The sequence below is a fragment of the Caulobacter sp. GW821-FHT11A05 genome, from assembly GCF_058809015.1.
Window position 1 is genome coordinate 243,463 of the sequence record NZ_JBXASF010000006.1, and the last position, 25,037, is coordinate 268,499.

Consider the following 25,037-nt stretch of genomic DNA (forward strand, 5'->3'; position numbering starts at 1 on the left):
CTTTGCAGGCCTCCGGAGTCACTAATCCGACAAACTGGAGTTTCCGCAGTGCCCGTGTCCGAACAGGCGCGCCTCGCCGCCCTCAAGGCGCTGGAGGTGCTCGACACCCCGCCTGAGCCGACGTTCGACCGGCTGACCGCCCTCGCGGCCGACCTGTTCGACGCCCCCATGGCCCTGGTGTCGCTGATCGACGAGGACCGCCAGTGGTTCAAGTCGCGCCATGGCGTGACCGAGGCCAGCGCCCCGCGCGACGAGGGCTGCAGCCAGATCACCCTCGACCTGGCGCCCGGCGAGATTCTGGTGACGCCCGACGCCAGCCTCGATCCGCGCTTTGCCGCCAACACGCTGGTCACCGGCCCGGTGGGCCTGCGTTTTTTCGCCGCCGCCGCCCTGACCACCGCCAGCGGCGCGGTGCTCGGCTCCCTCTGCGTGCTCGACACAGTCGCCCGCCCCCAGCCCTCCGGCCGCCAGTTGAAGCAGCTCGTCGCCCTGGCCGAGATGGTCGTTGAGGGCCTGCAGACCCGGCGCCGGGCCCGGGAAGCCGAGCGTGAACGCGCCCTGGTCAGCATGGCCGAGCAGATGTCCGGCATCGGCGCCTGGCGCTACAACTGCAGGAGCCGGGAGCTGACCTGGTCCGACGCCGTCTATGCCCTCCATGGCGTCACCCGCGAAAACTTCGACCCGGGCGCCGTCGAAACCACCGACTTCTACCACCCCGACGACCGCGAGCGCGTTCGCCAGCACTTCAGCGACGCCATTCTCAAGGGGCAGGGCTTCGAGTATCAGGCCCGGCTCATCGACCATGACCTGCGCGAGCGGGTGATGACCTGCAAGGCGGCCTGCGAACGGGACGCCGCCGGCAGGGTGGTCTCGATCTTCGGCGTGCTGCAGGATGTCACCAAACAGGTCTCGGCCCTGCGCGAAGCCCGCCGCGGCGAGGCTCGCTTCCGCCTGCTGGCCGACAACATGGGCGACGTCATCACCCGCATCCGGCTGGACGGCCGCAGCGGCTACATCTCGCCCGCCATCGAGGAGCTGCTTGGCTACAAGCCCGCCGAGATGACCGGCCGCACTGCCCAGTCCTTCGTCCACCCCGCCGACCGCGGCATGCTCCTCGACGTCTACGCCGCCCTGGCCTCGGGCGCCGAGCACCGCACCCTGGAGCACCGCGCCGTGCGCAAGGACGGCGGCATCGTCTGGGTCGAGACCCACTTCAAGCTGGTCCGCGACGCCGAGGGCCATCCGGCCGAGATGGTGGCGGTGATCCGCGACGTCACCGCCCGCCGGGCCATGGAAGAGGCCCTCGCCGACAGCGAGCAACGCTACCGCACCCTGGCCGAGAACGTCTCCGACATCCTGGTCCGCGTCGGCCCCGACGGCATCATCCGCTACATCTCGCCGTCCTGCCGCAGCATCGGCGCCGATCCGGACAAGATGACCGGCCAGTCGGTCCTCAGCCTCGTCGCCCCCGGTCACGTCGCCCATTCCCAGGCGGTGATGGACAGCCTTTTCGACGGCATCGAGCCCGACGGCTCGACCCGTCGCGAACACTTCATCCACACGCCCGACGGCCGCGAACTGTGGCTTGAAGGCAGTCCCAAGATTATCCGCGACGAGGCCGGCGAGATCGCCGAGGTGGTCACCGTCCTGCGCGACATCACCTCGCGCAAGGCCATGGAGGCCGAACTGGTCGCCGCCCGCGCCGAGGCCGAGGCCGCCGCCGCCGCCAAGGCGGAATTCCTGGCCAACATGAGCCACGAGATCCGCACGCCCCTGACCGCCGTCATCGGCTTCTCCGGCCTGCTGGCGGCCAGCCCCGACCTGCCGGCCAAGGCCCAGGACCATGTGCGCCGCATCCAGAGCGGCGGCCGCGCCCTGCTGGCCACGGTCAATGACATCCTCGACTTCTCCAAGCTGGAAGCCGGCCAGGTCGAAATCCGCCACCAGGCCTGCGACCCGGCCGCCGTCGCCCGCGAGGCGCTGGAGCTGTTCGAGGCAGGCGCCGACGCCAAGGGCCTGACCCTGGCCATCGACGGCGTCGCCCCCGCCGGCCTGTGGCTCGATCCCGGCCGCCTGCGACAGGTCCTGCTCAACCTGGTCGGCAACGCCGTGAAATTCACCGACCAGGGCGGCGTCACCGTACGCCTGGCCTGGGCCTACGATCGCCTGCGGGTCGGCGTCATCGACACCGGCGAGGGTATCTCGGCCGAGAACCAGGCCCTGCTGTTCCGCAAGTTCTCGCAGGTCGACGCCTCCTCCACCCGCCGTCACGGCGGCACGGGCCTGGGCCTGGCCATCTGCCGCGGCCTGACCGAGGCGATGGGCGGCAAGATCGGCGTCGACAGCACGCCCGGCCAGGGTTCGATCTTCTGGTTCGAACTGCCGGCCCCGCTGGCCGGCTCGGGCGTCGACGCCGGCAGCGAGTCTGGCGCCGCGCCGGACGCTGAAGACGGCGACCTGTCAGGCGTCCGCATCCTGGTCGCCGACGACAACCCGGCCAACCGCAACCTCGCCCGCGCCCTGCTCGAGGCCCTGGGGGCCGACTGCTACCTGGTCGCCGACGGCCAGGCGGCCGTGCAGGCGGCGGAGCAGCAGGCTTTCGACCTGATCCTGATGGACATGCGCATGCCGGTGCTCGGCGGCGTCGAGGCGGCGCGCGCCATCCAGACCGGCGGCGGGCCCAACGACGGGGTGCCGATCCTGGCCTTCACCGCCCAGCGCCATGACGGCGCCCTCGACCCGGTGTTCGCTGGCGTCATCGACAAGCCGATCCAGCTGCAGGCCCTGCGGACCGCCATCAGCCTGGCGTTGGAAGCCCCTTTCGCCGAGGAGGCGACAAGCCATGCGGCCTGACAGCCCCCTGGTGCTGATCGTCGACGACGACGAGCACATCCGCGCCCTGCTGCGCACCCGCCTGGAACTGGACGGCCTGACGACGATCAGCGCCAACGACGGCGTCGAGGCCCTGACCCAGCTGGGCAACTGCCGGCCCGCCGCCATGCTGCTCGACGTCAGCATGCCGCGCATGGACGGCTTCCAGCTGCTGGAGACCCTGCGGAAGACCCGCCGGGCGCCGCCGCCGACCCTGATGCTGACGGCCCGCAACGCCGCCGAGGACGTGCAGCGGGCCATCGCCCTGGGGGCCAAGGACTACCTGGCCAAGCCGTTCAACGACCAGATGCTTCTGCGCCGGGTCCGCCGCCTGCTGCGGCCCGGGGCCCCGGCCGCCGGTCCGCCGGCCGCGTCGCCCGAAGCGCCGCCGGAACGGCCGGCCGGCGAGGAACTCTTCCTCTAGGCTTGGTCCGGCGGAAGCGGCGGCCTACAACCGCCCGATGAGCGTCGCCTTCACCAAGGAGGGAGATCTCGAGGCCACCGCGGCAGACCTGCCGGACCGCCCGATTTCCTCCCACCCCAACCTCGTCACCCCACAGGGCCTGGCCCTGTTGGAAGAGGCGCTGGCCGCCGCCCAGGCCGCCTATCGCGCCGCCCAGCAAGGGGACGTCTCAACCGACCGCACCGCCATGGCCCGCGCCACCCGCGACCTGCGCTACTACAACGCCCGCCGCGCCAGCGCCCAGCTGACCCAGCCGCCCGAGACCTGCGACACGGTCCAGTTCGGCTGCAGTGTCACCTTCGACCGCGAGGACGGCCGCCGCCAGACCTTCCGCATCGTCGGCGAGGACGAGGCCGACCCGGCCAAGGGCAGCGTCTCCTGGGTCTCGCCCGTCGCCCAGGCCCTGCTCGGCAAGGGCGAGGGCGACACCGCCATGGTCGCCGGCGGCGAGGTCGAGATCGTGGCGATCGGCGCGTGAGTCTGAAGGATCGTCTGTGGGCCGCGGCCCCGCTGCTGCTCGCCGCCACCATGCTGTTCTGGGCCGGCAACTCCATCGCCGGCCGGGCCATGGCCGGCGTCGTGCCGCCGATGACCCTGACCTTCTGGCGTTGGGTGCTGGCCAGCCTGATGGTCGCGCCCCTGGCCTGGAAGCACCTCAAGACGGACTGGCCGGAGCTGCGCCGCCGCTGGCGGATGGTGCTGCTGCTGTCGGTCAGCGGCGTCGCCTCGTTCGGGGCCCTGCTCTACTGGGGCCTGGAGAGCACCACCGCCTTGAACAGCCTGCTGATGCAGGCGGCCATCCCGCCCCTGATCCTGTTCTTCGGCTTCGTCCTGCTGCGCGACCGCATCGGCGTCGGCGCCCTGGTCGGCGTCGCCCTGTCGCTGCTGGGCGTCCTGGTGGTGATCAGCGAGGGCCGGCCCTGGGCGCTGCTCTCCCTGCATCTCAACCCCGGCGACGGCGTCATCCTGGTCGGGGTGGTGCTCTACGCCGCCTATTCCCTGCTGCTGCGCCGCCGCCCGCAGGTGCATCCCTTGAGCCTGCTGCTGGTCAACTTCGTGCTGGCGGCGCTGGTCACCGCCCCGCTCTACGCTCACGAACTGGTCCAGGGGCGCACCTTCCAGCCGACGTGGCAGGCCCTGGCCGGCATCGGCTATGTCGCCCTCTTCCCGTCCTTCCTCGCCTACCTGTGCTTCAACCGTGGGGTCGAGCTGATCGGGGCCGGCCCGGCCGGCCAGTACATGCACCTGATGCCGATGTTCGGCGCCGTCCTGGCGGTGGCGCTGCTGGGCGAGCCCTTCCATCCCTATCACGCCGCCGGGGTGGTCCTGATCGGCGCCGGCATCGCGGCGACGGCGCTCGCAGGCCGCAAGCCTTCATGAAAAGGGCCCCGGATCGCTCCGGGGCCCCTCTCGTCTGGTCGAACCGAGAGCCTAGCTCTCGACGCGCTCGATGATGATGGCCGGGGCCATGCCGCCGGCGGCGCACATGGTGACCAGGCCGCGCTTGAGGCCGCGGCGTTCCAGTTCATCGACCATGGTGCCGATCAGGATGGCGCCCGTCGCGCCGATCGGGTGGCCCAGGGCCATGGCCCCGCCGTTCACATTGACCTTGGCCCGGTCGAGCTTCAGGTCGCGGATGAACTTCTCGGCGACGACGGCGAAGGCCTCGTTGATTTCCCACAGGTCGATATCGTCGACCGTCAGGCCGGCCTTCTCCAGCACCTTCCTGGCGGCCGGGACGGGGGCGTTGAGCATCAGGGTGGGGCTGTCGCCCATGTTGGCGGTGGCGATGACCTTGGCTCGGGCCTTGAGGCCGTGCTTGGCGGCATAGGCCGGCGAGGCCAGCAGCAGGGCGGCCGAGCCATCGACGACGCCCGAGCTGTTGCCGGCATGGTGCATGAACTGGATGTCCAGGTCCTTGTGCACGGCGGTGATCAGCTTGCGGAAGGTGGTGCCTTCCTCGTCCAGCGGCACGTCGGCCATGGCGGCGAAGGAGGGCTTCAGGCCAGCCAGGCCCTCGGCGGTGGTTTCCGGCCGCGGGAACTCTTCCTTGTCCAGGGCCAGGGTGCCGTCGGGGTGGTAGACCGGCACCAGGGACTTGTCGAAGTGACCGCCGGCGATGGCGGCGGCGGCGCGCTGCTGGCTGACCAGGGCCAGGGCGTCGACGTCCTCGCGGGTGATGCCTTCCAGGGTGGCGATGGCGTCGGCGCAGACGCCCTGGTGCGACTGCGGATGCAGCTCGCGCAGGTTCTTGTTGCCGCGGTCCATCAGCATCGGCGGGCCGTCCGACGGGGCGCGACGGCCGGCCATCGACATCATCTCGGTGCCGCCGGCGATGACCAGGTCTTCCATGCCCGACATGATGGCGTGGGCCGCCAGGTTCACCGCCGTGATGCCCGAGCCGCAGAAGCGGTCGAGGGTCATGGCCGAGGATTTGATGTCGTAGCCGGCCGACAGCGCCGACATCCGGCCCAGGTCCCCGCCCTGCATGCCGACCTGGCTGCTGGTGCCCCAGAAGATGTCGTCGACTTCCGAGGTGTTGATATTGTTGCGCTTGGCCAGGGCCTTCAGGACCGTGGCGCCCAGTTCCTGCGGATGGATTTCGGCAAGGGCGCCCTTGCCGATCTTGCCGATGCCCCGGGGGGTGCGGACCGCGTCGATGATCAGAGCTTCAGGCATGGAACGCCTCCTATTTGGAATTCGCGGCGAACCTAAGCGCCCTCACGCTGCGGCATTCAAGCGCTTGTTTGACGCTTGCGGAAGGCTGGGGCGGAAGGCTGGTCACAGCCGGCGCGGATCGCGGTATGGCTCAAGCATGAGCGACGATTTCGACTACAGCCGCAGTTTCCGGGGATCGGCCCTGGCCGCCCGCCTGCGCCGGGCGTCGGAGCAGCTCGACCGTGACGGCACGCGGGTCTACGCCGCCCGCAACGTGCGCTTCGAGCAGCGCTGGTACGGCATCCTGCGCCAGCTGATCGCCAACGGCCCGATGTCGGTGGGGGCCATCGCATCGGTGCTGCGCATCACCCACGTCTCGGTCAGCGAGGCCAGCCGGTCGCTGGAGAAGGCCGGCATCGTCGCCTCCACCGCCGCCCCCGAGGACGGCCGCAAGCGCAACCTGAACCTCACCGACGAGGGCCGCGCCCTGGCGCGGGAGCTGGCCCCGGTCTGGGAAGCCTTCAACGCCGCCGCCGCCGAGCTGAACGACGAGGCGGGCGACATCGTCAGCCTGCTCGACCGCCTCGACGACGCCCTGGCCCGCCGCTCGATGTTCGACCGGATCATGCAGCGCCTGCCCGACGTCGAGGCCGATTGACGCCGCCGGACCTGTCTCAGATTTCATCCCCGCCGGCCGACAGCTTCGATAGGGTGCCGCAACCCTTCGGAGCCATCGCATGATCCGCCCCCTTCTCGCCGCCGCCCTCGCCCTGGCCGGCGTCGCCCTCGCCCTGCCGGCCCAGGCCGCCAAGCCCGTCTACAAGGCGACGCCCTGCGCCGGCGACTTCACGGTCGGGGCCGAGCGGGTCTCCTGCGGCGTGCTGATCGTCGATGAGGCGCGGGGCGTGAAGAACAGCCGGCGCATCGCCATCCCGGTGGCGGTCATCAAGGCCCAGACCCCCCGCCCCGGCCAGCCGCCGGTCTTCTACCTGCAGGGCGGCCCCGGCGGCGCGGCGGTGGCTGGCGTCTCCCGCCTCGTCCGCTCGCCCCTGGCCAAGGACATGATCGCCGTCGACCAGGACTGGGTCTTCTTCGACGAGCGGGGCTCGGGCCTCGCCGTGCCGCTGCTCGACTGCGGCGAAGTGCCGATGAACGACGCCGGCCCCCTGACCCCCGGGGCCGCCGAGAGCCTGAAGGCCTGCGCCATGCGCAACGCCGCCGCCGGCATCGACCTTTCCCGCTACAACGAGCGCGAGGTCGCCCTCGACGTCCAGGACCTGCGCCAGGCGCTGGGCTACAATCAGATCGACCTCTTCGGCGCCTCCTACGGGACCAGCGCCGCCATGGCCATCCTGCGCCACGCGCCGCAGGGCGTCCGCGCCGTGGTCCTCGATTCCCCCTGGCCGCCCGAAGCCAAATGGGCCGAGGGCGGACCGCAGCTGGTCTCCGACGCCGTCCGCCTGGTCATGGCAAAGTGCGCTGCCGACGCCGAGTGCCACAAGCGCTACCCGACCCTGGAAGCCGATGTCGTGGCCATGGCCAAACGCTTCGTGGCCGGCCCGCAGACCGCCAAGAACCGCAGCTACACCGCCTCCGACCTCGGCGGCTTCCTGATGGACGCCGCCTACAGCGACGAGGGGGCCCGCCACCTGCCGGTCGACCTGGCGAAGATCGCGGCCAGCGATTTCGCGGCGCTGGACGCCCACCGCGCCGACCGCAGCCCCTACTACGAGGGCCAGCACCTGACCCACCTCTGCAAGGAGGAGTTCCCCTTCGAGGACCGCGCCAAGGTCGCCGCCGTCGGCGACGACCCGATCGCCGCCCTGCTGGTCCCCTCGATGAGCCGCTACTTCGAGGTCTGCGACGCCTGGCCGGTCGGCAAGCCCTATCCCGTCGACGGCGCCCCGCAGTCGAGCGACGTCCCCACCCTGTTCCTGGCCGCCGAGATCGACCCCGGCTGCCCGCCGCAGTTCGCGAAAGCCGCCGCCGCCCGCTTCTCCAAGGGCCAGCTGTTCATCGCCCCGAATGTCACCCACGGCGTGAGCTTCCGCAGCCCCTGCACCCGGGGGATGGTTCGCGGCTTCTTCCAGAACCCGACGGCGCCGGTCGACGGCAAGTGCCTGGAAGCGGAGAACCCCAAGTTCGAATTCGACTACGGCGAAGAGTAACGAGGACGTCCGTGAGTTCGCCTCCGGGCTCCCTTCTCCCCTTGTGGGAGAAGGTGCCCCGAAGGGGCGGATGAGGGGTCGCACCGGCCTCCGACACCGTCTGTCGCCACCGCCTCTGCGCAGCTTGAAGACCTATCGACCCCTCAACCGGCGCTTCGCGCCACCTTCTCCCACAAGGGGAGAAGGAACCTCTCACGGCGGCTGACCCGGTCCCGGCCCCTTGTTCCGATCTCTCCGGCCTTGCCGCTATCCACTCGGAGCCAAACCCGCTAATGCTCACCGCGAGCAAATCCGGATACGGAGCGGATGGACGACGCGGGCCAGACATTGCGGGGCAGGATGCTGGCCATGGGCCGGGCGGCGCGCGAAGGCGCGCGCGCCCTGCGGCTCGCTACGCCCGAGCAGCGCACGGCGGCGATCGCCGCCATGGCCGCCGCCATCCGCGACGGGGCCGGCGCCATCCTGGCCGCCAACGCCCGCGACCTGACCGCCGCCAAGGCCGCCGGGGTGGCCGGCCCGTTGCTCGACCGGCTGATGCTGGACGAGGGCCGGGTCGAGGATCTGGCCCTCGCCCTCGAGACCGTCGCCGCCATTCCCGATCCCGTCGGGGCCGAGATCGCCCGCTGGACCCGGCCCAACGGCCTCGACATCGCCCGGGTGCGCACGCCCATCGGGGTGGTGGCGATGATCTATGAGAGCCGGCCCAACGTCACCGCCGACGCCGCCGCCCTCTGTGTGCGGGCCGGCAACGCCGTCATCCTGCGCGGCGGGTCGGAGTGCATCACCAGCAACCTGGCGATCCACGCCTGCGTCGCCACCGGCCTGCGCGCCGCCGGCCTGCCCGAGAGCGCCGTGCAGATCGTCCGCACCACCGACCGCGACGCCGTCGGCGAACTGCTGTCCGGCCTGGACCACCAGGTCGACCTGATCATCCCGCGCGGCGGCAAGGGCCTGGTGGCGCGGGTGCAGGCCGAGGCGCGGGCCCCGGTGCTGGGCCACCTGGAAGGCCTCAACCATGTCTTCGTCCATGCGGCGGCCGATGTGGCCAAGGCTGTCCAGATCGTCGTCAACGCCAAGCTTCGCCGGGTCAGCGTCTGCGGCGCGGCCGAGACCCTGCTGATCGACAAGGCCGCCGCCGAGCGCCTGCTGCCGCCGATCGCCGACGCCCTGATCCGCGAGCGCTGCGAACTGCGCGGCGATGCGGCGGCGCGAGCCATCGAACCCTCGATGAAGGCCGCCACCACGGCCGACTGGACCACCGAATACCAGGCCGCCATCCTCAGCGTCGCCATCGTCGACGGGGTGGCCGGCGCCGCCCGCCACATCGCCGCCTACGGCTCGGGCCACACCGACGCCATCGTCACCGAAGATCCGGCGGCGGCCGAACAGTTCATCGCGCAGGTCGACAGCGCCATCGTCCTGGTCAACGCCTCCACCCAGTTCGCCGACGGGGGAGAGTTTGGATTCGGCGCGGAGATCGGCATCGCCACGGACCGGCTGCACGCCCGGGGACCGGTGGGCGCGGAACAATTGACGACATTCAAATATGTGGTTCGCGGGTCCGGCCAGACTCGTCCCTGAGGCCGGCCGCCCGGCCGCCCTCCGGACGGGTTTCGTCCTCAAGCCCGGAATGCGCGTGGGCCTCTACGGCGGCTCGTTCAATCCGGTGCATGAAGGTCACCTCCACGTCGCCCGCACGGCCATCACCCGGCTGGGCCTGGACCGGGTCATCTGGCTGGTCTCGCCGCAGAACCCGCTGAAGGCCTCGAAGGACACCGCCCCCCTGAAGCAGCGCCTGGCCGAGGTGAGCAAGGCCGTCGGCGGGTCGCAGATGATGGTCAGCGACATCGAGACCCGCCTGGGGTCGCAGTACACCATCGACACCCTGCGCCTCCTGAAAGCTCGCTATCCCGGCGTCCACTTCGTCTGGATCATGGGCGCCGACAGCCTGAAGGACGTCCACCGCTGGCGCGGCTGGACCCAGCTGATGCGGGAGGTGCCGGTCGCCGTCGTCTCGCGCCCCTGGGCCTCGCTGAAGGCGCGGCTGTCGCCCGCCGCCCGCCGCTTCGCCCACTACCGCCGGCCGGCCCGTGAAGCGCCGCTGCTGGCCACCATGAAGACGCCGGCCTGGGTCTATCTGCGCGGCCCGTTCAACTTCGCCTCCTCGACGGCCATGCGGGAGCGGATGCGGGCCGGGCGGTAGGCTTATCGAAGCGGACCAACATTATACCAAGCGCTCGGCCCGCCAGCCGGCGTTTCTTCAAAACCCTTTGAAATATGGCTTCTTTCGAATGGTCGAGGGTCAGCGAATGTAGTCCGCGCGGTTGGCCGGAACGGTGGTCGACTGTTGCTGGATGTGGGTCGGCATGTGCCCTTGCTGGTGACGGTCTGGCGGATGCAGCCCCGGAGGGGCTCGGGAACCTCGCCAATATGTCTAGACATATTGAATCAAGCCAAGATGATCAGATATTTCTGATTTTTTATACGAATAGCGATCAGATATTTCTGATTGACAATCACCAGTTAAATCAGATATTTCTGATTTTGTGATAACGCCCTCACAACAGCTCGACCGTCGCTTCGCCGAACTTCGCCCCGCTCTCGAGCAGGCGACGCGGCCCTCGCGCGGCTGGATTCGGGCCATTCGCGATGCGCTCGGAATGACCACCGCTCAGCTCGCCAAGCGGATCGGCGTCACCCAGCCTCGCATCACGGAAATGGAGAAGGCCGAGCTTCACGGAAACATCAGCCTGCACAGCCTCGAACGGGCCGCCGAGGCCATGGGCTGCAGGGTCGTCTATGCCTTCGTGCCCATCAAGCCGCTCGGGGAAACGATCGAGGAGCGGGCAACGAAACTCGCCGACCGCCAGCTCGCCGCCGTCGAGCAGACCATGCGGCTCGAAGATCAGGCCGTGCCTGACCTGGTGATCCGCCGGAACGCGCGCGACGCGCTGGTTATCCAGTTCAAGCAACGACCGGCCCGACTTTGGGACGAGCCGTGACGGACTTGAATACCGAGCAGCGCTAACCCGCCGCGGCCAACTCGGGCTCGATCGGCTCCAGCGCCGCCGACACCGCCGCCAGCAGGCTGTCGGCCCGCACCGGTTTGGAGAGGTGGGCGTCGGCGCCGGCCGTCAGGCTGGCCCGGACGTGCTCGTCCAGGGCGTTGGCGGTCAGCATGATCACCGGCGTGCGGGGGATGCCCAGGGTCCGTTCGCGCTCGCGCAGCAGGGCGGTGGCGGTCAGGCCGTCCATCTCCGGCATCTGCATGTCCATCAGCACCACGTCGTAGGCCTGGACGCTGAGCCGTTCGAGGGCGGCGACGCCGGTCTCGACGACGTCGAGGCGCACGCCGGCGGCCTCCAGGATCAGGCGCACGACCCGCTGGTTGGTCGGGTGGTCCTCGGCCAGCAGCACATGGACGCCGGCGACCTCGGCCTCGGCGGCGGGCGCGGCGGCCTCGCCTTCGGCGCCGGCCTCGGCCGGCTCCAGGGGCAGAATGACCATGAAGGTCGAGCCCTCGCCCGGGTTGGAGATGGCCTGGATGGCGCCGCCCATCAGCTCGGCCAGCGAGCGGCAGATGGCCAGGCCCAGGCCCGTGCCGCCGAAGCGCCGGGTGATCGAGGCGTCGGCCTGTTCAAAGCGGCGGAACAGGCGGGCGGCGGCCTCGGAATCGAAGCCGATGCCGGTGTCGCTGACCCCGAAGGTCAGGCCCGTCTCGCGGCGGGCGACATGGAGTGTGACACTGCCCCGGTCGGTGAACTTGACGGCGTTGGACAGCAGGTTGGAGAGGATCTGGGTGATGCGCACCGCGTCGCCCCGCCAGGCGCCGTCGGCGTCCGGATCGACGCTCCATTCCAGGGTCAGGCCCTTGGTCGCCGCCGCCTCGGCATGCAGGGCCCCGATGCGGTTGACCAGGGTCTGGGCGTCGAACACCCCCATCTCCAGCCGCAGCTCGCCGGCCTCGATCTTGGAGAAGTCGAGGATGTCGGTCAGCACCTGTTCCAGCAGGCGGCCGGAGGAGGAGATCAGCTCGGCCAGCTCCTTGCCGCGGGCCGTGGTCTGTTCGCGGGCCAGGGTCTCGGAGACGGCGACCACCCCGTTCAGCGGCGTGCGCAGTTCGTGGCTCATGTTGGCCAGGAAGCGGGACTTCTCCTGGTTGGCGCGTTCCAGCTCGGCGGTGCGGGCCAGGACGCGGTCCTCCAGCTCGGCCATCACCTGGCCGGCCTCGGCGCGGGCGGCCTTGAGGGCCCGGGCCAGGGCGCCGATCTCGTCGGGCCGGCCCTCGATGGCCGCGAGCTCGGCCGTCTCCTCGGCCGGCGCCGGGCCCTGCGGGTCGCGGCGGCGGGTGTCGGCGAACTCGGCCAGCTTCTGCAGCGGCCGGCCGATGGCCTTGCGGGCCATGCCCATGACCAGCAGGGCCTGCAGGACGGCGGCCACGACGCCTAGCAGCAGGATCCAGGCCGCCGACTTGGCGGCGGCCATGGTCACGGCGCTGGCCGGATAGCGGATCAGGAAATACCAGTCGGGCCCGCGCAGCTTGCCGTAGGCGATGATGTACTTGCCGTCCTGGCTGCGGACCACGCCGCGGGGACTGTGCTGCGCCTTGATCGACCCCACCAGGGCCTTCAGCCCCATGTCCTTCTCGTAGGCCGCCAGGGTCGCCTCCGGCGCCTTGCCGGGGGTGGCGAAGCCCGGATAGGCGATCAGCTCGCCCGAGCCGGTGGTGATCAGGTTGACCGCGCCGCGGCTGGTGTCGCGGATGGCCCGCATGAAATAGCCCGACAGCTCGATCGACGAGCCGAACGCCCCCAGGTGCCTGCCCTCGACATCGACCGGCGTCATGCAGCCGGTCGCCAGCCGCTCGCCGACATTGTCCTGCAACAGCCGCTGCAGGCTGGTGCAGCGGATGCTGCGCGCCGGGTTGAGCGCCATGCCGGTGATCTTGCTCATCTCCTCGCCAGAGATGTCGAGGTCGGCCGGGGCCTGATGGCGATAGAACATCAGCCGGTCGGGCCGGCTGGGCGCGAACATCACCAGCCGGGCGCCCGGGGTGAAGAAGTAGAAGTTGTCGTAGCGGGTGACCGCCGCCTCGCCGAAGCGCGGCACCACCTGGAAGGCGGCGACCAGGGCCTTCTTCTCGACCATCGGGACATGCTTGCCGTCCTTGATGAAGGCGCCGACGCCGTACAGGTAGTCGCCGTCGGCCTTGGCCATGCCGTCGAAGGCGGCGTCGCGGCTGCGGCGGGTGCCGTCGGCCCGCAGCGGGAAGTAGAGGTCGAACAGGCCGTCGGTCTCGGCGTCGGTCAGCTTGGCCATGCGGACCTTCATGGCCGCGCCGGCGTCGCGGTGCAGGTCGGCCAGGTCGGTGAACCGGCGCTCTTCCTGATTGGCCCGCTGGGTGACGTAGTCGCGCAGGTAGGCGATCTCGCGCCGCTCCAGCTCCTGCTGGAAGGCGACGAAGGCGGCCCCGAAGGCGATCAGGGTGACCACAATCGACAGCAGGCCGACGCTGATCAGGAACCGGCGGGAAATGGACGTCGTTCTGGCGTTCATCAGGCGGACTTTTTAGCCGCCCTTGTGTTTAGATTTGGTTTGACCAGAACGGGCAGCGGCCGGTCTTGCACGGCATGCGACGGACTGTCCCGGGGGGCCGTTTGCAGCGCTCCGAATCAGGCGCCCTGACGGAGGCCGTAAAACCTGCTATGGCTCCTTTTTGTAGCGAGAGAGAACAAGGAGCACTCCGCTGAATCGCGAGTTGGCGCCCCAGGCGCAGGAAGCCGTTATCCCGGCCTCCACCGAGGAGCCCCGTCCGGGCTCGCTCGAAGAGCTGATCCTGTCCAAGCTGGACGACGATAAGGCTCAAGAGATTGTCCTCATCGACCTGAAGGGCAAAAGCCCGATGGCGGATTCCATGATCGTGGCGTCCGGCCGTTCGCACCGCCATGTCGGCGCGCTGGCCGACCATGTGCTGCGCACGCTGAAGGACAACGGCCATGGCCGCGCCCGGGTCGAGGGCCTGCCGCACTGCGACTGGGTGCTGATCGACGCCGGTGACGTCGTCGTCCACCTGTTCCGGCCGGAAGTGCGGACCTTCTACAACATCGAGAAGATCTGGTCGGTCGACTCCAACCACATCAAGGCGGCCAACTGAAAGTCACGCTGCTGACGGTGGGGCGGCTGGGGCGAGACCCCGCGGCCGCCCTCGCCGCCGACTACGCCCAGCGGGCCACGGCTTCCGGCCGGGCGCTGGGCCTGGGTCCGGTCGAGATCATCGAGGTCGAGGCCCGCAAACCCGGCAAGGCCGCCGAGGCCGAGGTGCTTCATCCCCATCTGAAGGACGCCCATGTCATTGCCTGCGACGAGCACGGCAAGGCCTGGACCAGCCGCGCCTTCGCGGGCCGGGTGGCCGGACTGCGCGACGGGGGGACGCGGCGGCTGGTTCTTATCATTGGTGGCGCAGACGGGCTGGATCCGTCGGTGCTCGGCGCGGCGAACGAGACCCTGGCCTTCGGGCCGCAGACCTGGCCGCATGCGATGGCGCGGATGATGCTGGCCGAGCAGGTGTACCGGGCGGTGACGATATTGGCGGGGTCTCCCTACCATCGGGATTAGCGACAGTTCCTCCTCCGGCAGGCCGGAGGCCTGACGGGGGAGGGGGACCGCCGCCGCGACTTAGCGGCGGTGGTGGAGGGGGCAGCGCCGGCGGATCGGGTTTGTCATGAACGCAGCTGTTTCGACCACGCCAGAACGCGCCTTCTCCTGACAAGCCGGCGCTGCCCCCTCCACCACCGGCCCTGAGTCGGGCCGGCGGTCCCCCTCCCCCGCCGCTTCGCGCCGAGGGAGGAACTGTGTAAAGCTGATGGCGAATGCGCCCCCTCGCCCTCGCCACCGTTCTAGCGCTCTCCGCCCTCGCCGCCGCCAGCGTGGCGCAGGAGCCGGCTGATGCGCCGTCGCCGCGGGCCATGCTGATCATCGGCCCCGGCAGTCCCGAGAGCCAGGACGCCGCCCGCCAGGAGATCGCCGCCCTGCGCGAGGAGCTGCGCCGCATCGCCTCCAGCCAGGCCCAGGGCGGCCGCGACGTCGACGCCGCCCGCGAACGCCTCAGCCTGCTCAACACCCGCGAGACCGCCCTGACCGCCCAGATGGGCCGCGAGCGTTCGCGCCTGGGCGGCCTTCTCGCCGCCCTGACCCTGTTCCGGCGCGATCCGCCGCCGGCCCTGCTGGTCCGGCCCGACGACGCCCGCGACGCGGTGCGGGCCGCCATCCTGATGCGGGCCATGACCCCGGAGCTGGAGCGCCGCGCCCGCTCCTACGCCGTCGAGGCCCGCGAGATCTCCAACCTGCGCCGCCAGGCGGCCGGGGCCAGCGCCTCGCTGTTCACCGCCGAGAGCCGCGTCGCCGGCCGCCGGGGCGACCTGGAACGGCTGCTGGCCCAGCAGCAGGCGATCGAGGCCCGCTATCCGGGCACCGCCCAGGCGGCCGGCCGCGAACTGGGCTCCCCCGGCGTCCTGGTCGACAGCTTCCCCCGCCGCGCCTCCGGCGAAGGCCCCGGGACCCTGCGGCGGCCCGTCGAGGGCCAGGTGGTGCGCGGTTACCAGGCGCCGGCCTCGCCCGGGCTATGGCTGCGCGCGCCTTCCGGCGGCGAAGTGGTCAGTCCGGTTCAAGGGCGGGTTGAATTCGCTGGGCCGGTGACCGGTTGGGGGGTCATCCTGATCATCCGGACACAGACCGGCTTCCATCTGGTGCTGGCCGGTCTGGACCAGGCGACGGTTCCGGCCGGCAGCCCGGTGACGGCGGGCCAGCCGGTGGGACGCATGGCCGCAAGTGCGCCCGGCGCTTCGGAGCTGTATCTTGAGCTCCGGCGCGATGGGGCCCCGATGGATCCAGCCCGCTGGCTGTCGGCGCGTTAAGAGATATATTCCTGTTCAGCAGGGATAGTTTTGTTGCGTGTCGCGGCCCTCAAGGCGCCGCATTGGAGCCCTTTAAGGTTGGTCATGTTCAAGAAGCATCTTCTGATCGGCGGCTGCGCCTTCGTCCTGGGCGCCGGCTCGATGGCCTATATCAGCCAGCAGGCCCAGGCGACCGCCCGGCCCAAGTCCGAGACCTACCGGATGCTGGAAGTCTTCGGCAACGTGCTGGAGATGGCCGAGAAGCAGTACGTCGTCGAGGTCGATGAGAAGAAGCTGATCGAGGCGGCCATGGAGGGCATGCTCTCCTCGCTCGACCCGCACTCGGGCTACCTGAACGGCGAAGCCTTCCAGGACATGCAGGAAACCACCCGCGGTGAATACGGCGGGCTGGGCATCGAGATCACCAGCGAGGACGGGGTCGTCAAGATCGTCTCGCCGATGGACAACACCCCGGCCGACCGCGCCGGCCTCAAGCCCGGCGACTTCATCACCGCCGTCAACGGCGAGAGCGTGCTGGGCCTGCCGGTTTCGGAAGCCGTCAAGCAGATGCGCGGCAAGCCCGGCGAGAAGGTCGTGCTGTCGATCGCCCGCGAGAAGTCCGACCCCTTCGACGTCACCCTGGTGCGCGAAGTGATCAAGCAGAAGGTCGTCACCTCCCGCGTGGAGGGCGACTACGGCTATGTGCGGCTGAGCTCGTTCAACGAGAACGCCACCGAGGAGACGCAGGCGGCGATCAAGGACCTGCAGAAAAAGAACCCGAAGATGAAGGGCCTGGTCTTCGACCTGCGCCGCAATCCGGGCGGGCTGCTCGACCAGGCGGTCGGGGTGGCCGACATCTTCCTCGACGGCGGCGAGGTGGTCAGCCAGCGCGGCCGCGATCCCAAGGACATCGAACGCTACAACGCCCAGGCGGGCGACCTGCTGAACGGCCTGCCGGTGGTGGTGCTGGTCGACAACGGCTCGGCCAGCGCCGCCGAGATCGTCGCCGGCGCCCTGCAGGATCGCAAGCGGGCCGAGATCGTCGGCCTGACCAGCTTCGGCAAGGGCTCGGTGCAGTCGGTCATCGCCCTGCCCGGCCAGGGCGACGGGGCGGTCAAGCTGACCACCGCCCGCTACTACACCCCGGCCGGCCGTTCGATCCAGAAGACCGGCATCGAGCCGGACCTCGAGGTCGCCGCCACCCGCGAGCAGGCCGAACTGATCGCCAACCGCTCCTTCCAGTTCAGCGAAGCGTCCCTGCGCAACTCGCTGAACGCCGAGGAAGGCAAGGTGCGCCGCGAGGCCCACAGCCCGGCCGAGGCCCCGCCGACCAGCTTCGACGACAAGAAGGACTTCCAGCTGGCCCGCGCCATCGAGGTTCTGAAGTACGGCTCGGTGCAGGCCACGCCCAAGCTTCCGGCCCCCGCCCCGAAGATCGCCTCGGTGGCTCCCAAGCCGGGGTCGGTTCCGAAGAAGTAGAGCGCTGGCCTTTCCGGCCACCCCACCGTCGTCATCCTAGGGCTTGTCCCTAGGACCCACGCGTCCGCTCGCACGAACCGTGGGGTGGAGGCGCGGCCGCGCCTCCATGGCAAAAGCTCGCGGCGGCTGAACGGTGGGTCCTAGGCACAAGGCCTAGGATGACGGTGATGGTTGTGGAGGGGCCGGCGCTGCCCTCATCCGGCCCCTTCGGGGCCACCTTCTCCCGGCAAGCGGGAGAAGGGAGTTGCATGGTTCATTAACCATAGTCGTCCACCTTCAGCGGACCCTTTCCTTACCTCCGGCGCCGTCCGCCCATGTTCTCGCGCAAGCCGCAGATTCCGCATACGCCTCCCGCCCGACCGGCCAGCAAGGCCGGGCAGGCGCGCGCCATCGCCCTGCGCGTGGCCAACAACCCCTGGCTCAGCGCCGGCGGGGCCGGGCTGCTGTTCCTGCTGACCCTGATCATCCTGATCCTGGTGATGGGCGACGCCAAGGCCGGGACACCGGTCGTGCGGCTGTCGCTGGCCCACGCCGCCCAGGCCGGCTCCGACGTGCCCGGCTGGAAGGAAGCCCTGGTCGACGAGGGCGAGGCCCCCCTGGTCACCACCGACGAGCTGACCCTTTCCGACGAGCCCATCCAACTGGCCGACAACGGCATGATCGGCGGCTCGGCGATCATCACCCTGCCCGAGGGCGGACGCCTCGAAGGCGCCGGCGTGCCGATGGCCGCCGGCGTCGGGGCCCTGGCCCAGGCGCCGTTTTCTGGCCTGACCGGTCCCGGCCCCGGCGACACCGTCCTGCCAGTCATCGGCGGCGACGGCCGCAAGCCCTGGCAGGCCTACGCCCGTCCGTTCACGGCCAACGGCAAGCCCAAGGTGGCCTTGATCATCGGCGGCCTGGGCCTCGAACCCACCATCACCCGACGCGCCATCGAACTGCTGCCGCCGGAAGTGACCCTGTCCTTCGCCTCCTATGCCGAGGGCCTGCAGGGCTGGATCGACCTGGCCCGCGCCCACGGCCATGAGGTGCTGCTGGAGACGCCGATGGAGCCCAACAACTATCCGCAGAACGACCCGGGGCCCTACACCCTGCTGGCCGGCGGGGCGCCGGGCGAGATCGTCAAGAAGACCGAATGGGTGCTGTCACGGGCCAGCGGCTACTTCGGCCTCACCAACTACCAGGGCGGCCGTTTCATGGCCTCTCAGCCCGCCATGGCCAGCTTCAGCGGCGTGCTCAAACAACGCGGCGTCGCCTTCATCGACGACGGCCTGGGGGCCCGCAAAGGCATGGGGCCGCCCCGCGCCAGCGCCGACCGCGTCGTCGATGAAGACCTGTCGGCCGAAGCCATCGTCCGCCAGTTCGCGGCGCTGGAAGCCGGCGCCCGCAGCAACGGCCACGCCATGGGCTCCGGGTACGCCTGGCCGGTGACGGTCGAGAGCGCGGCGATCTGGACGCGGTCGCTTGAAGCGCGCGGCTTCCAGCTGGCGCCGGCGTCTGCTCTACTCAGCGGACGTTGACCGACTCATTTCCCAAGCATCGCCCCAACGTCGGGGTCGTCCTGTTCCATCGCGATGGCCGCGTCTGGCTGGGCCGGCGCGCTAGTACCGATGCGGCGCATCGCTGGCAGTTCCCGCAGGGTGGCGTCGACCCCGGCGAGGACTTCGAGGCCGCCGCCCGCCGCGAGCTGGCGGAGGAGACCGGCATCACCTCGGCCAAGGTCCTCGGCCGCACCGAGGGCTGGATCGTCTACGACTTTCCCCACTACGCGCGCGGCTCGAAGTTCACCAAGGGCTGGACCGGCCAGAAGCAGGTGTGGTTCGCCATGCGTTTCACGGGTAAGGACAAGGAGGTTCGGCTGGATGCGCACGGAACGCCCGAGTTCGACGCCTGGCGATGGGCGCGACTCGACGAGGCGCCCGGGCTCATCGTACCGTTCAAGCGCGCGGCCTATGACCAGGTCGTCGAAGCTTTCAGACAATATGCGGAGACGGCGATGAGTGGTGCGATCCTGATGATCCATGGCGTGGGCGCGACGGGCCAGGCCTTCGATCGGCTGGCGCCGGCCTTCCGCGCCAAGGGTTGGCGGGTCGAGGCCCCGACCCTGCGTCCTGACAAGCGCACCGTCGGCAAGCCGCCGGCCGACCTGCCGCTGATCCGCCTCAAGGACTATGTCGACGACATGGAGGCCCTCGCCCGCCAGCTGGAGGCCGAGACCGGCCAGCCGCCGGTGCTGATGGGCCATTCGATGGGCGGGCTGATCGTCCAGAAGCTGGCCGAGCGCGGCGTCGGCCGGGCCGCCGTCCTGCTGACCCCCGCCTCGCCGGCCGATGCGCGCAGCGGCAGCTCGCTGGCCCAGGCCGTGACCTTCGGCAACATCCTGTTCTCCGGCAAGCCGGAGACCAAGCCGCACAAGATATGGCCGACCGGCTTCAAATGGGGCGTGCTCAACCGCGTGCCCGCCGCCCGCCATGCCGAGATCTACGCCACCGCCGTCTACGACAGCGGCGCGGTCTACAACGACATCGCCTATCCGGATAAGGACGAGCACCGGATCGCCACCATCGACGAGAGCAAGGTCACCATCCCGCTCCTGACCATCGGCGGCGCCAAGGATCGCGCCACCCCGATCGCCGACGTGCGCCGGGTCGGGGCCAAGTACGGCCGGGTCGGCGGCGACTATCTGGAATACCCCAACAACGCCCACTGGATCGTCGACGAGCCCGGCACCGACCAGGTGATCGCCGACATCGCCGCCTGGCTGGACAGCAAGGGCCTGACCGCCGATCCGCCGGCCGTGAAGGCCCCGGCCGCCAAGGCAAAAGCGCCGGCCGCGAAGAAGGCGGCGCCAGCCAAGCCGAAGGCCGCGGCCAAAGCCAAGCCGGCCGTGAAGCCCGCGCCCGCGCCGGCCGTCGTGGAACCGGTTGCTCCCCCGCCCGTCGCCAAGGCCCCGGCCAAGAAGGCCGCCGCCAAACCGAAAGCGGCGGCCAAGGCCAAGGCTGAACCGGCGCCCAAGCCCGTGGCCAAGAAGCCGGCCGCCGCGAAGGCCGCCGCCCCGAAAGCGGCCGCCAAGCCCGCGCCCAAGGCCAAGGCCCCCGCCAAGAAACCGGCGGCCAAGAAGCCGGCCGCGAAGCCGAAGTCTTGAGCCTGCCGCCGATCGTCATGGTCCACGGCGCCTTCTGCGGCGGCTGGATCTGGGATGACTTCAAGACGTCTTTCGAGGCGGCCGGCCACACCGTGCTGACCCCCGACCTGCCCGGCCATTCACCGGGCGCGGACCCGGCCGGCAAGTCGATGAGCGACTACGCCGACCACATCGCCGCCGTCTGCGCCGCCTGCGAGACGCCGCCGGTGCTGATCGGCCATTCGCTCGGCGGCCTGGTCGCTCAGATGGCGGCCGGCAAGGCCCGGCTGTCGGCCCTGGTGCTGCTGGCCCCGTCGGCCCCCTGGGGCGTCTACGGCTCGACCATGGAGGAGGGGGCGAGCGCCGTCAGCCTCTATGCGCTGGGCCCCTTCTGGCTGCAGTCGATCACCCCCGACCGCACCCTGGCCCACAGCTACAGCCTCGACCGCCTGGACAAGGCCGCCCGCGACGCCGCCTTCGCCCGCATGGTTCCGGAGAGCGGCCGGGCCCTGTGGGAAACGCTGAACTGGTGGCTGGACCCCTTCATGACCACCCAGGTCTCGAGCAAGCCCGGCCTGCCGGTTCTGGCCATGGCCGGCGGCAAGGATGTCATCCACCCGCCGGTCACCATCCGCCAGACCGCCCAACGGATGGGCGGCGAGGCGGTGATCTTCGAGGACATGAGCCACTGGCTGCCCGGCGAACCCGGCTGGGAGGCCGTCGCCGCCCGTTGCCTGACCTGGCTGGACGGCAAGCTCTCGAAGGCCGCCTGACCTACTCCGCCGTGTTGTGCCAGAGGTGGGCCATGGCCGCGAGGGTGTTGGGCCCAATGCCCTTGCTCTCGTCGCCCGGCAGGATGGTCAGGACGGAGAGGGTGCCGTCGTCCCGTCGCCGGACCCAGGTCTTGCCGTCCTCATAGGCGAACCAGCCCGGCGGCAGGGCGTCCCGCGCCCGCTGGGCGGCGTCACGGCGGGTGACGGCCATCAGGAAGACCCGGCACTTGTTGGCGGCCGGATCGTAGCCGACATGAACCCGGCCGGCCGTCACCGGCCGCACCCACCAGTCGACCCGAACCGCATCCTTGAAGAAGTAGCTCTGCAGGCCGACCGGCTCGGGCGGCCCGTCGACCAGCCCGCCGGCCTTCCTGGCGGCGGCCGTTCCACCGCCCTCGACGAGGATCCGACAGGCCTGCACGCCCTGGCTGAAGCCGGTCAGCTCATCGACCGGCGTCTGGGCGACGGCCGGCAGGGCGAGGCCGGCGATGGCGGCGGCCAGGATCAACGAACGCATGGCGGACTCCCTTTCAAGAGGGGTCCAGATGAGCGCCGATCACCGCTGGCGGTCAGCCCCAAAACCGGGGGCTACTCCGCCTTAGGGATCTTCTCGCCGTCGAAGGCGCCCTGGATGAAGTTGATCATGCGCCGCCGCAGATCGACCCCATGCCAGGGCTCGCGGCTGACCCGGCCGGAGAAGGCGCCGCCCAGCACGCCGTGGTTGGCGCGCGGGTAGAGGATCAGCTCGACCGGCACGCCCTCCTGCCGCAGGGCGCGGTACATCTCCCAGGCCTGGCCGGGCGGGTCGGTGGTGTCGTCCTCGCCCTGCAGCAGCAGGAAGGGCGTGGTGGCCTTGTGGGCGGTGGACAAGGGACTCTGACGCCAGGCGTCCTGGAAATTGCGCCAGGGCAGGCCGTAGTACCAGCGGTCATACCAGCTGGAGTCCTCGGTGCCGTACTCGCTGAACTGGTCGATGACCGGCGCGCCGCTGACCAGGGCCTTGAAGCGGTCGGTGCGGCCGGCCACGAAGCCGGCCATCTCGCCGCCGTAGCTGTAGCCGATCAGAGCCATCTTCTTCTCGTCGATGGGGTAGTCGGCGATGACCGCGTCGACGCCGGCCATGATGTCGCGATAGTCGCCGCCGCCCATGTCGTTCTTGTTGGCGGCCAGGAAGGCGGTCCCGTAGGAGGTGCCGCCGCGCGGGTTGGGCTGCAGCACCGCCCAGCCCTGGGAAACCAGCAGGTTGACCAGGTTGGAGTTGCTGTCGAGGAAGGTGCCGGCCGGGCCGCCGTGGACGTTGACGATAAGCGGGACTTTGCCTTTGGCGTTGGGCGGCAGGTAGAGGAGGCCTTCGATGGTCAGGCCGTCGCTCTGCCAGCGGATCAGTTCGCTCTGGACCGGCTTCCAACTGGCCGGGACGAGGACCGGGGTGGTCAGCTTCACGGGTTTGTCGCCCAGCGCTCCGACGACGTAGGGCGTCATCGGCTGGACGCTGGAGCCGGCGACGAAGGTCCAGCCGCTCTGACCGGGCCCCACCGACAGGCCGCTGGTGACCGGCAGGCCGGTGTCGATCCAGGCGATCTCGCCGCCGGCCAGGGGTATGGCGCCGATGCGCTGCTGAACCCCGACGTCGATCAACGCCACCGCCGCCGTGCCGTCGCGGGTCAGGATGAAGTCTCCGGTCAGCGAGCCCTTGAGGCCCCGGGTCAGGTTGCGCGGCGCCGCGCCGGCCTTGTCGACGACATAGAGGTCGGAGCATCCGGGCGGGGCGTCGTCCTGGCACTGGGCGGTGTAGACCAGCGCCTCGCCGGCCAGCCGGGCGGCGCCGACCGTGACGGGGGCGGCCTCCAGGCGTTTAGCGGCGCCCTCGACGGGGACCAGCCAAGCCTGGCTGGCCGGGCCGAGGTCGTCGCTCTCGGGGTCGACGACGAGGGTCAGGCGTTTGGAATCACTCGTCCAGGTCGGGGTTCCGGCGTTCAGCGGCAGGGCGATCTCGCGGGCGGCGCCGGTGGCGGCGTCGACCAGGTAGAGCCGCGTCTTGCTGTCCTCGAAGCCGACCCGGCGGGCGTCGTCCTTGCGGCCCTTGGCCTCCTCGACCTTGGGGTCGTCGCCGTCGGTGGCGGTCACCGCCAGCCACTTGCCGTCCGGCGAGGGGACGAAGCCTTTCACCGAGGTCTCGACCCCCTCGGCCTTCACCGACCAGCCGGCGCTGAGCTTTTCGTCCTTGCGGGCCAGGCGGAAGGGCTGCGCCTCGCCGCCGTCCAGCGGCAGGCGCATCAGCCGGCGGCTCTCGGCCCGGCTGGCGGCGAAGTAGAGGTAGCGGCCGTCGGCCGACCAGACCGGGCTGTCCTCGCCGCCGTCCTTGTCGGCCGGCGAGCGGGTCAGCTGGCGGCCCTCGGCCCCGGAGGCGGGCAGCAGCCAGATGTGGGTCTTGCCGCCGTCGGCCGTGCTGTCGCTGATCACCGCCGCCACCTGGGCGCCGGAGGGCGACAGAGCCAGGGCGCGGACCTCGCGCACCTGCCGGATCTCCTCGTTCATCGTCCCCTTGGGCGCTGCGAGGGCGGGCGCCGACAGGGCCGGCGCGGCGAGGGCGAGGCTGACCAGGGCGGCAAGCGCCCAGCGCGTGTGGATGTTCATGCAGGCCCCGTCCGACGTCGAGAAGGGACTGTCGAACGGCGGCCTCGCGCCTTCAAGCGGTCAGGCGCTGGGCGAGGAGAAAATCTTCAGGCCGACGATGCCGGCGACGATCAGGCCGACGCAGACCAGCCGCGCCACCGTGGCCGGCTCCTTGAACAGGAGGATGCCGACGATCACCGTGCCGACCGCGCCGATCCCAGTCCAGACCGCATAGGCGGTGCCCAGCGGCAGGGTCTTCACCGACCAGCCGAGCAGGACCATGGAGATGACCAGGGCGACGGCCGTCCAGACGGTCGGCCACAGGCGGGTAAAGCCTTCGGTGTATTTCAGGCCAACGGCCCAGCCGGTCTCGAACAGGCCGGCGATGACGAGGATGATCCAGGCCATGCGGGGTCTCCCAGATGCCGGGTCGTCCCGAGATGGAGAAAAGGCCGGCGGGTCGTCCCGCCGGCCCGTAACACCTACGGCGTGATCGCGTAGACCACGTCGGTCTGGTCGTACTTGGAGTTGACCGGCGTTCCGCCGATCTTGCGGACGGTGATCAGGATGACGTCTTCGCGCTTGTTGTCGGCGGTGACGTGCGACCACTTGCGGTTGGTGCGTTCCATGTCGGTGGTCCGCTTGGCGTTATCTTCCAGGGTCCAGCCGTTGTAGATCGCCCAGTTGTGCAGATCGACGATGGTCGGCTCCAGGCCGTTGATGGTGTGCTGGACCGAGACGTTGCAGACGTTCTTGTTCACGCCCTGCTCGCGCAGCGTGACCTTCAGGCCCTGAGCCCAGGTCTTTTCCCAGACCATGTCGCGCTTCTTCAGCTTCATGCCGAAGGCGGGGGCCAGCTTGGTGATGTCGCCGCCCTGGACCAGCGGCATGCAGACCTTCTTGAACACGTCGTTGATCAGCACCGAGGTCGCCTCGGTCGGGGCCGCCGGCGGCGGGGGCGGCGGCGGCGGGGGCGGCGGCGGGGCGAAGGCCTGG

General features: G+C 70.3%; 21 protein-coding genes and 2 pseudogenes. 17 read left to right on the top strand and 6 right to left on the bottom strand.

What is annotated here, in order from left to right; translation table 11 throughout:
• Positions 1-48: 48 nt before the first annotated feature.
• The 4 genes from AC1RSK_RS11290 to AC1RSK_RS11305 are packed head-to-tail and all read left to right on the top strand — an operon-like array spanning position 49 to position 4,714.
• Positions 49-2,853 (top strand): PAS domain S-box protein, encoded by a 2,805-nt coding sequence (locus AC1RSK_RS11290; RefSeq protein ID WP_492907629.1) that lies wholly within the window; start codon positions 49-51, stop codon positions 2,851-2,853.
• Positions 2,843-3,295, top strand: coding sequence for a response regulator (locus tag AC1RSK_RS11295; RefSeq protein WP_492907630.1), 453 nt, complete (start codon positions 2,843-2,845; stop codon positions 3,293-3,295). Before AC1RSK_RS11290 ends, AC1RSK_RS11295 begins: the two co-directional genes overlap by 11 nt.
• A 37-nt stretch (positions 3,296-3,332) precedes the next feature.
• Positions 3,333-3,812, top strand: a complete 480-nt coding sequence (gene greA, locus AC1RSK_RS11300; protein WP_492907631.1) for a transcription elongation factor GreA — start codon at positions 3,333-3,335, stop codon at positions 3,810-3,812.
• The gene (locus AC1RSK_RS11305; RefSeq protein WP_492907632.1) at positions 3,809-4,714 is read left to right on the top strand and encodes a DMT family transporter; all 906 of its coding nucleotides are present in this window, start codon (positions 3,809-3,811) and stop codon (positions 4,712-4,714) included. The genes greA and AC1RSK_RS11305 overlap by 4 nt, the downstream gene beginning before the upstream one ends.
• Before the next feature lie 51 nt (positions 4,715-4,765).
• Here the strand turns inward: AC1RSK_RS11305 and AC1RSK_RS11310 are convergent, their stop codons facing one another.
• Positions 4,766-6,013, bottom strand: a complete 1,248-nt coding sequence (locus AC1RSK_RS11310; protein ID WP_492907633.1) for an acetyl-CoA C-acetyltransferase — start codon at positions 6,011-6,013, stop codon at positions 4,766-4,768.
• Between the two features lie 136 nt (positions 6,014-6,149).
• Between AC1RSK_RS11310 and AC1RSK_RS11315 the strand changes: the two genes are divergently transcribed.
• The 5 genes from AC1RSK_RS11315 (at position 6,150) to AC1RSK_RS11335 (ending at position 11,162) form a co-directional block, all read left to right on the top strand.
• Positions 6,150-6,650, top strand: a complete 501-nt coding sequence (locus AC1RSK_RS11315; protein WP_492907634.1) for a MarR family winged helix-turn-helix transcriptional regulator — start codon at positions 6,150-6,152, stop codon at positions 6,648-6,650.
• 79 nt (positions 6,651-6,729) lie between these two features.
• Complete coding sequence (locus AC1RSK_RS11320) at positions 6,730-8,160, top strand: alpha/beta hydrolase (RefSeq protein ID WP_492907635.1); 1,431 nt, start codon at positions 6,730-6,732, stop codon at positions 8,158-8,160.
• Positions 8,161-8,466: 306 nt separating this feature from the next.
• A complete protein-coding gene (locus AC1RSK_RS11325) occupies positions 8,467-9,741 on the top strand; it encodes a glutamate-5-semialdehyde dehydrogenase (RefSeq protein ID WP_492907636.1) in 1,275 nt (424 codons plus the stop codon).
• Positions 9,707-10,363 carry a nicotinate-nucleotide adenylyltransferase gene (locus tag AC1RSK_RS11330; RefSeq protein ID WP_492907637.1) on the top strand — a complete coding sequence of 219 codons (657 nt, stop codon included), beginning with the start codon at positions 9,707-9,709 and terminating at the stop codon, positions 10,361-10,363. The genes AC1RSK_RS11325 and AC1RSK_RS11330 overlap by 35 nt, the downstream gene beginning before the upstream one ends.
• A gap of 343 nt (positions 10,364-10,706) precedes the next feature.
• Positions 10,707-11,162 (top strand): mobile mystery protein A, encoded by a 456-nt coding sequence (locus AC1RSK_RS11335; protein ID WP_492907638.1) that lies wholly within the window; start codon positions 10,707-10,709, stop codon positions 11,160-11,162.
• A gap of 22 nt (positions 11,163-11,184) precedes the next feature.
• Here the strand turns inward: AC1RSK_RS11335 and AC1RSK_RS11340 are convergent, their stop codons facing one another.
• Complete coding sequence (locus AC1RSK_RS11340) at positions 11,185-13,716, bottom strand: ATP-binding protein (protein ID WP_492907639.1); 2,532 nt, start codon at positions 13,714-13,716, stop codon at positions 11,185-11,187.
• 202 nt (positions 13,717-13,918) lie between these two features.
• On the opposite strand from AC1RSK_RS11340, the gene rsfS reads away from it, so the two are divergent.
• The 8 genes and pseudogenes from rsfS (at position 13,919) to AC1RSK_RS11380 (ending at position 21,425) form a co-directional block, all read left to right on the top strand.
• Positions 13,919-14,314 carry a ribosome silencing factor gene (rsfS, locus tag AC1RSK_RS11345; RefSeq protein ID WP_492907640.1) on the top strand — a complete coding sequence of 132 codons (396 nt, stop codon included), beginning with the start codon at positions 13,919-13,921 and terminating at the stop codon, positions 14,312-14,314.
• Positions 14,311-14,775 carry a 23S rRNA (pseudouridine(1915)-N(3))-methyltransferase RlmH gene (gene rlmH, locus AC1RSK_RS11350; RefSeq protein ID WP_492907652.1) on the top strand — a complete coding sequence of 155 codons (465 nt, stop codon included), beginning with the start codon at positions 14,311-14,313 and terminating at the stop codon, positions 14,773-14,775. Before rsfS ends, rlmH begins: the two co-directional genes overlap by 4 nt.
• A 254-nt stretch (positions 14,776-15,029) precedes the next feature.
• Positions 15,030-16,073 (top strand): murein hydrolase activator EnvC family protein, encoded by a 1,044-nt coding sequence (locus tag AC1RSK_RS11355; protein WP_492907641.1) that lies wholly within the window; start codon positions 15,030-15,032, stop codon positions 16,071-16,073.
• Positions 16,074-16,157: 84 nt separating this feature from the next.
• Positions 16,158-17,531, top strand: coding sequence for a S41 family peptidase (locus AC1RSK_RS11360; RefSeq protein WP_492907643.1), 1,374 nt, complete (start codon positions 16,158-16,160; stop codon positions 17,529-17,531).
• A gap of 314 nt (positions 17,532-17,845) precedes the next feature.
• The gene (locus tag AC1RSK_RS11365; protein ID WP_492907644.1) at positions 17,846-19,048 is read left to right on the top strand and encodes a divergent polysaccharide deacetylase family protein; all 1,203 of its coding nucleotides are present in this window, start codon (positions 17,846-17,848) and stop codon (positions 19,046-19,048) included.
• Positions 19,045-19,515 (top strand): annotated as a pseudogene (locus AC1RSK_RS11370) (RNA pyrophosphohydrolase); the annotation flags it as partial. The gene AC1RSK_RS11365 and the pseudogene AC1RSK_RS11370, both read left to right, overlap by 4 nt.
• A gap of 24 nt (positions 19,516-19,539) precedes the next feature.
• Positions 19,540-20,673, top strand: a pseudogene (locus AC1RSK_RS11375) (alpha/beta hydrolase); the annotation flags it as partial.
• A 17-nt stretch (positions 20,674-20,690) separates the two neighbouring features.
• Positions 20,691-21,425 carry an alpha/beta hydrolase gene (locus AC1RSK_RS11380; RefSeq protein WP_492907653.1) on the top strand — a complete coding sequence of 245 codons (735 nt, stop codon included), beginning with the start codon at positions 20,691-20,693 and terminating at the stop codon, positions 21,423-21,425.
• A gap of 1 nt (position 21,426) precedes the next feature.
• On the opposite strand, the gene AC1RSK_RS11385 is transcribed toward AC1RSK_RS11380, so the two are convergent.
• The 4 genes from AC1RSK_RS11385 to AC1RSK_RS11400 all read right to left on the bottom strand — a co-directional run.
• Positions 21,427-21,942, bottom strand: a complete 516-nt coding sequence (locus AC1RSK_RS11385; RefSeq protein ID WP_492907645.1) for a hypothetical protein — start codon at positions 21,940-21,942, stop codon at positions 21,427-21,429.
• 71 nt (positions 21,943-22,013) lie between these two features.
• The gene (locus AC1RSK_RS11390) at positions 22,014-24,062 is read right to left on the bottom strand and encodes a S9 family peptidase (protein ID WP_492907646.1); all 2,049 of its coding nucleotides are present in this window, start codon (positions 24,060-24,062) and stop codon (positions 22,014-22,016) included.
• A gap of 60 nt (positions 24,063-24,122) precedes the next feature.
• A complete protein-coding gene (gene sugE / locus AC1RSK_RS11395; RefSeq protein ID WP_492907647.1) occupies positions 24,123-24,449 on the bottom strand; it encodes a quaternary ammonium compound efflux SMR transporter SugE in 327 nt (108 codons plus the stop codon).
• A 74-nt stretch (positions 24,450-24,523) separates the two neighbouring features.
• Positions 24,524-25,037 (bottom strand): hypothetical protein (locus AC1RSK_RS11400; RefSeq protein ID WP_492907648.1); only part of this gene is annotated, 514 nt, incomplete at its 5' end.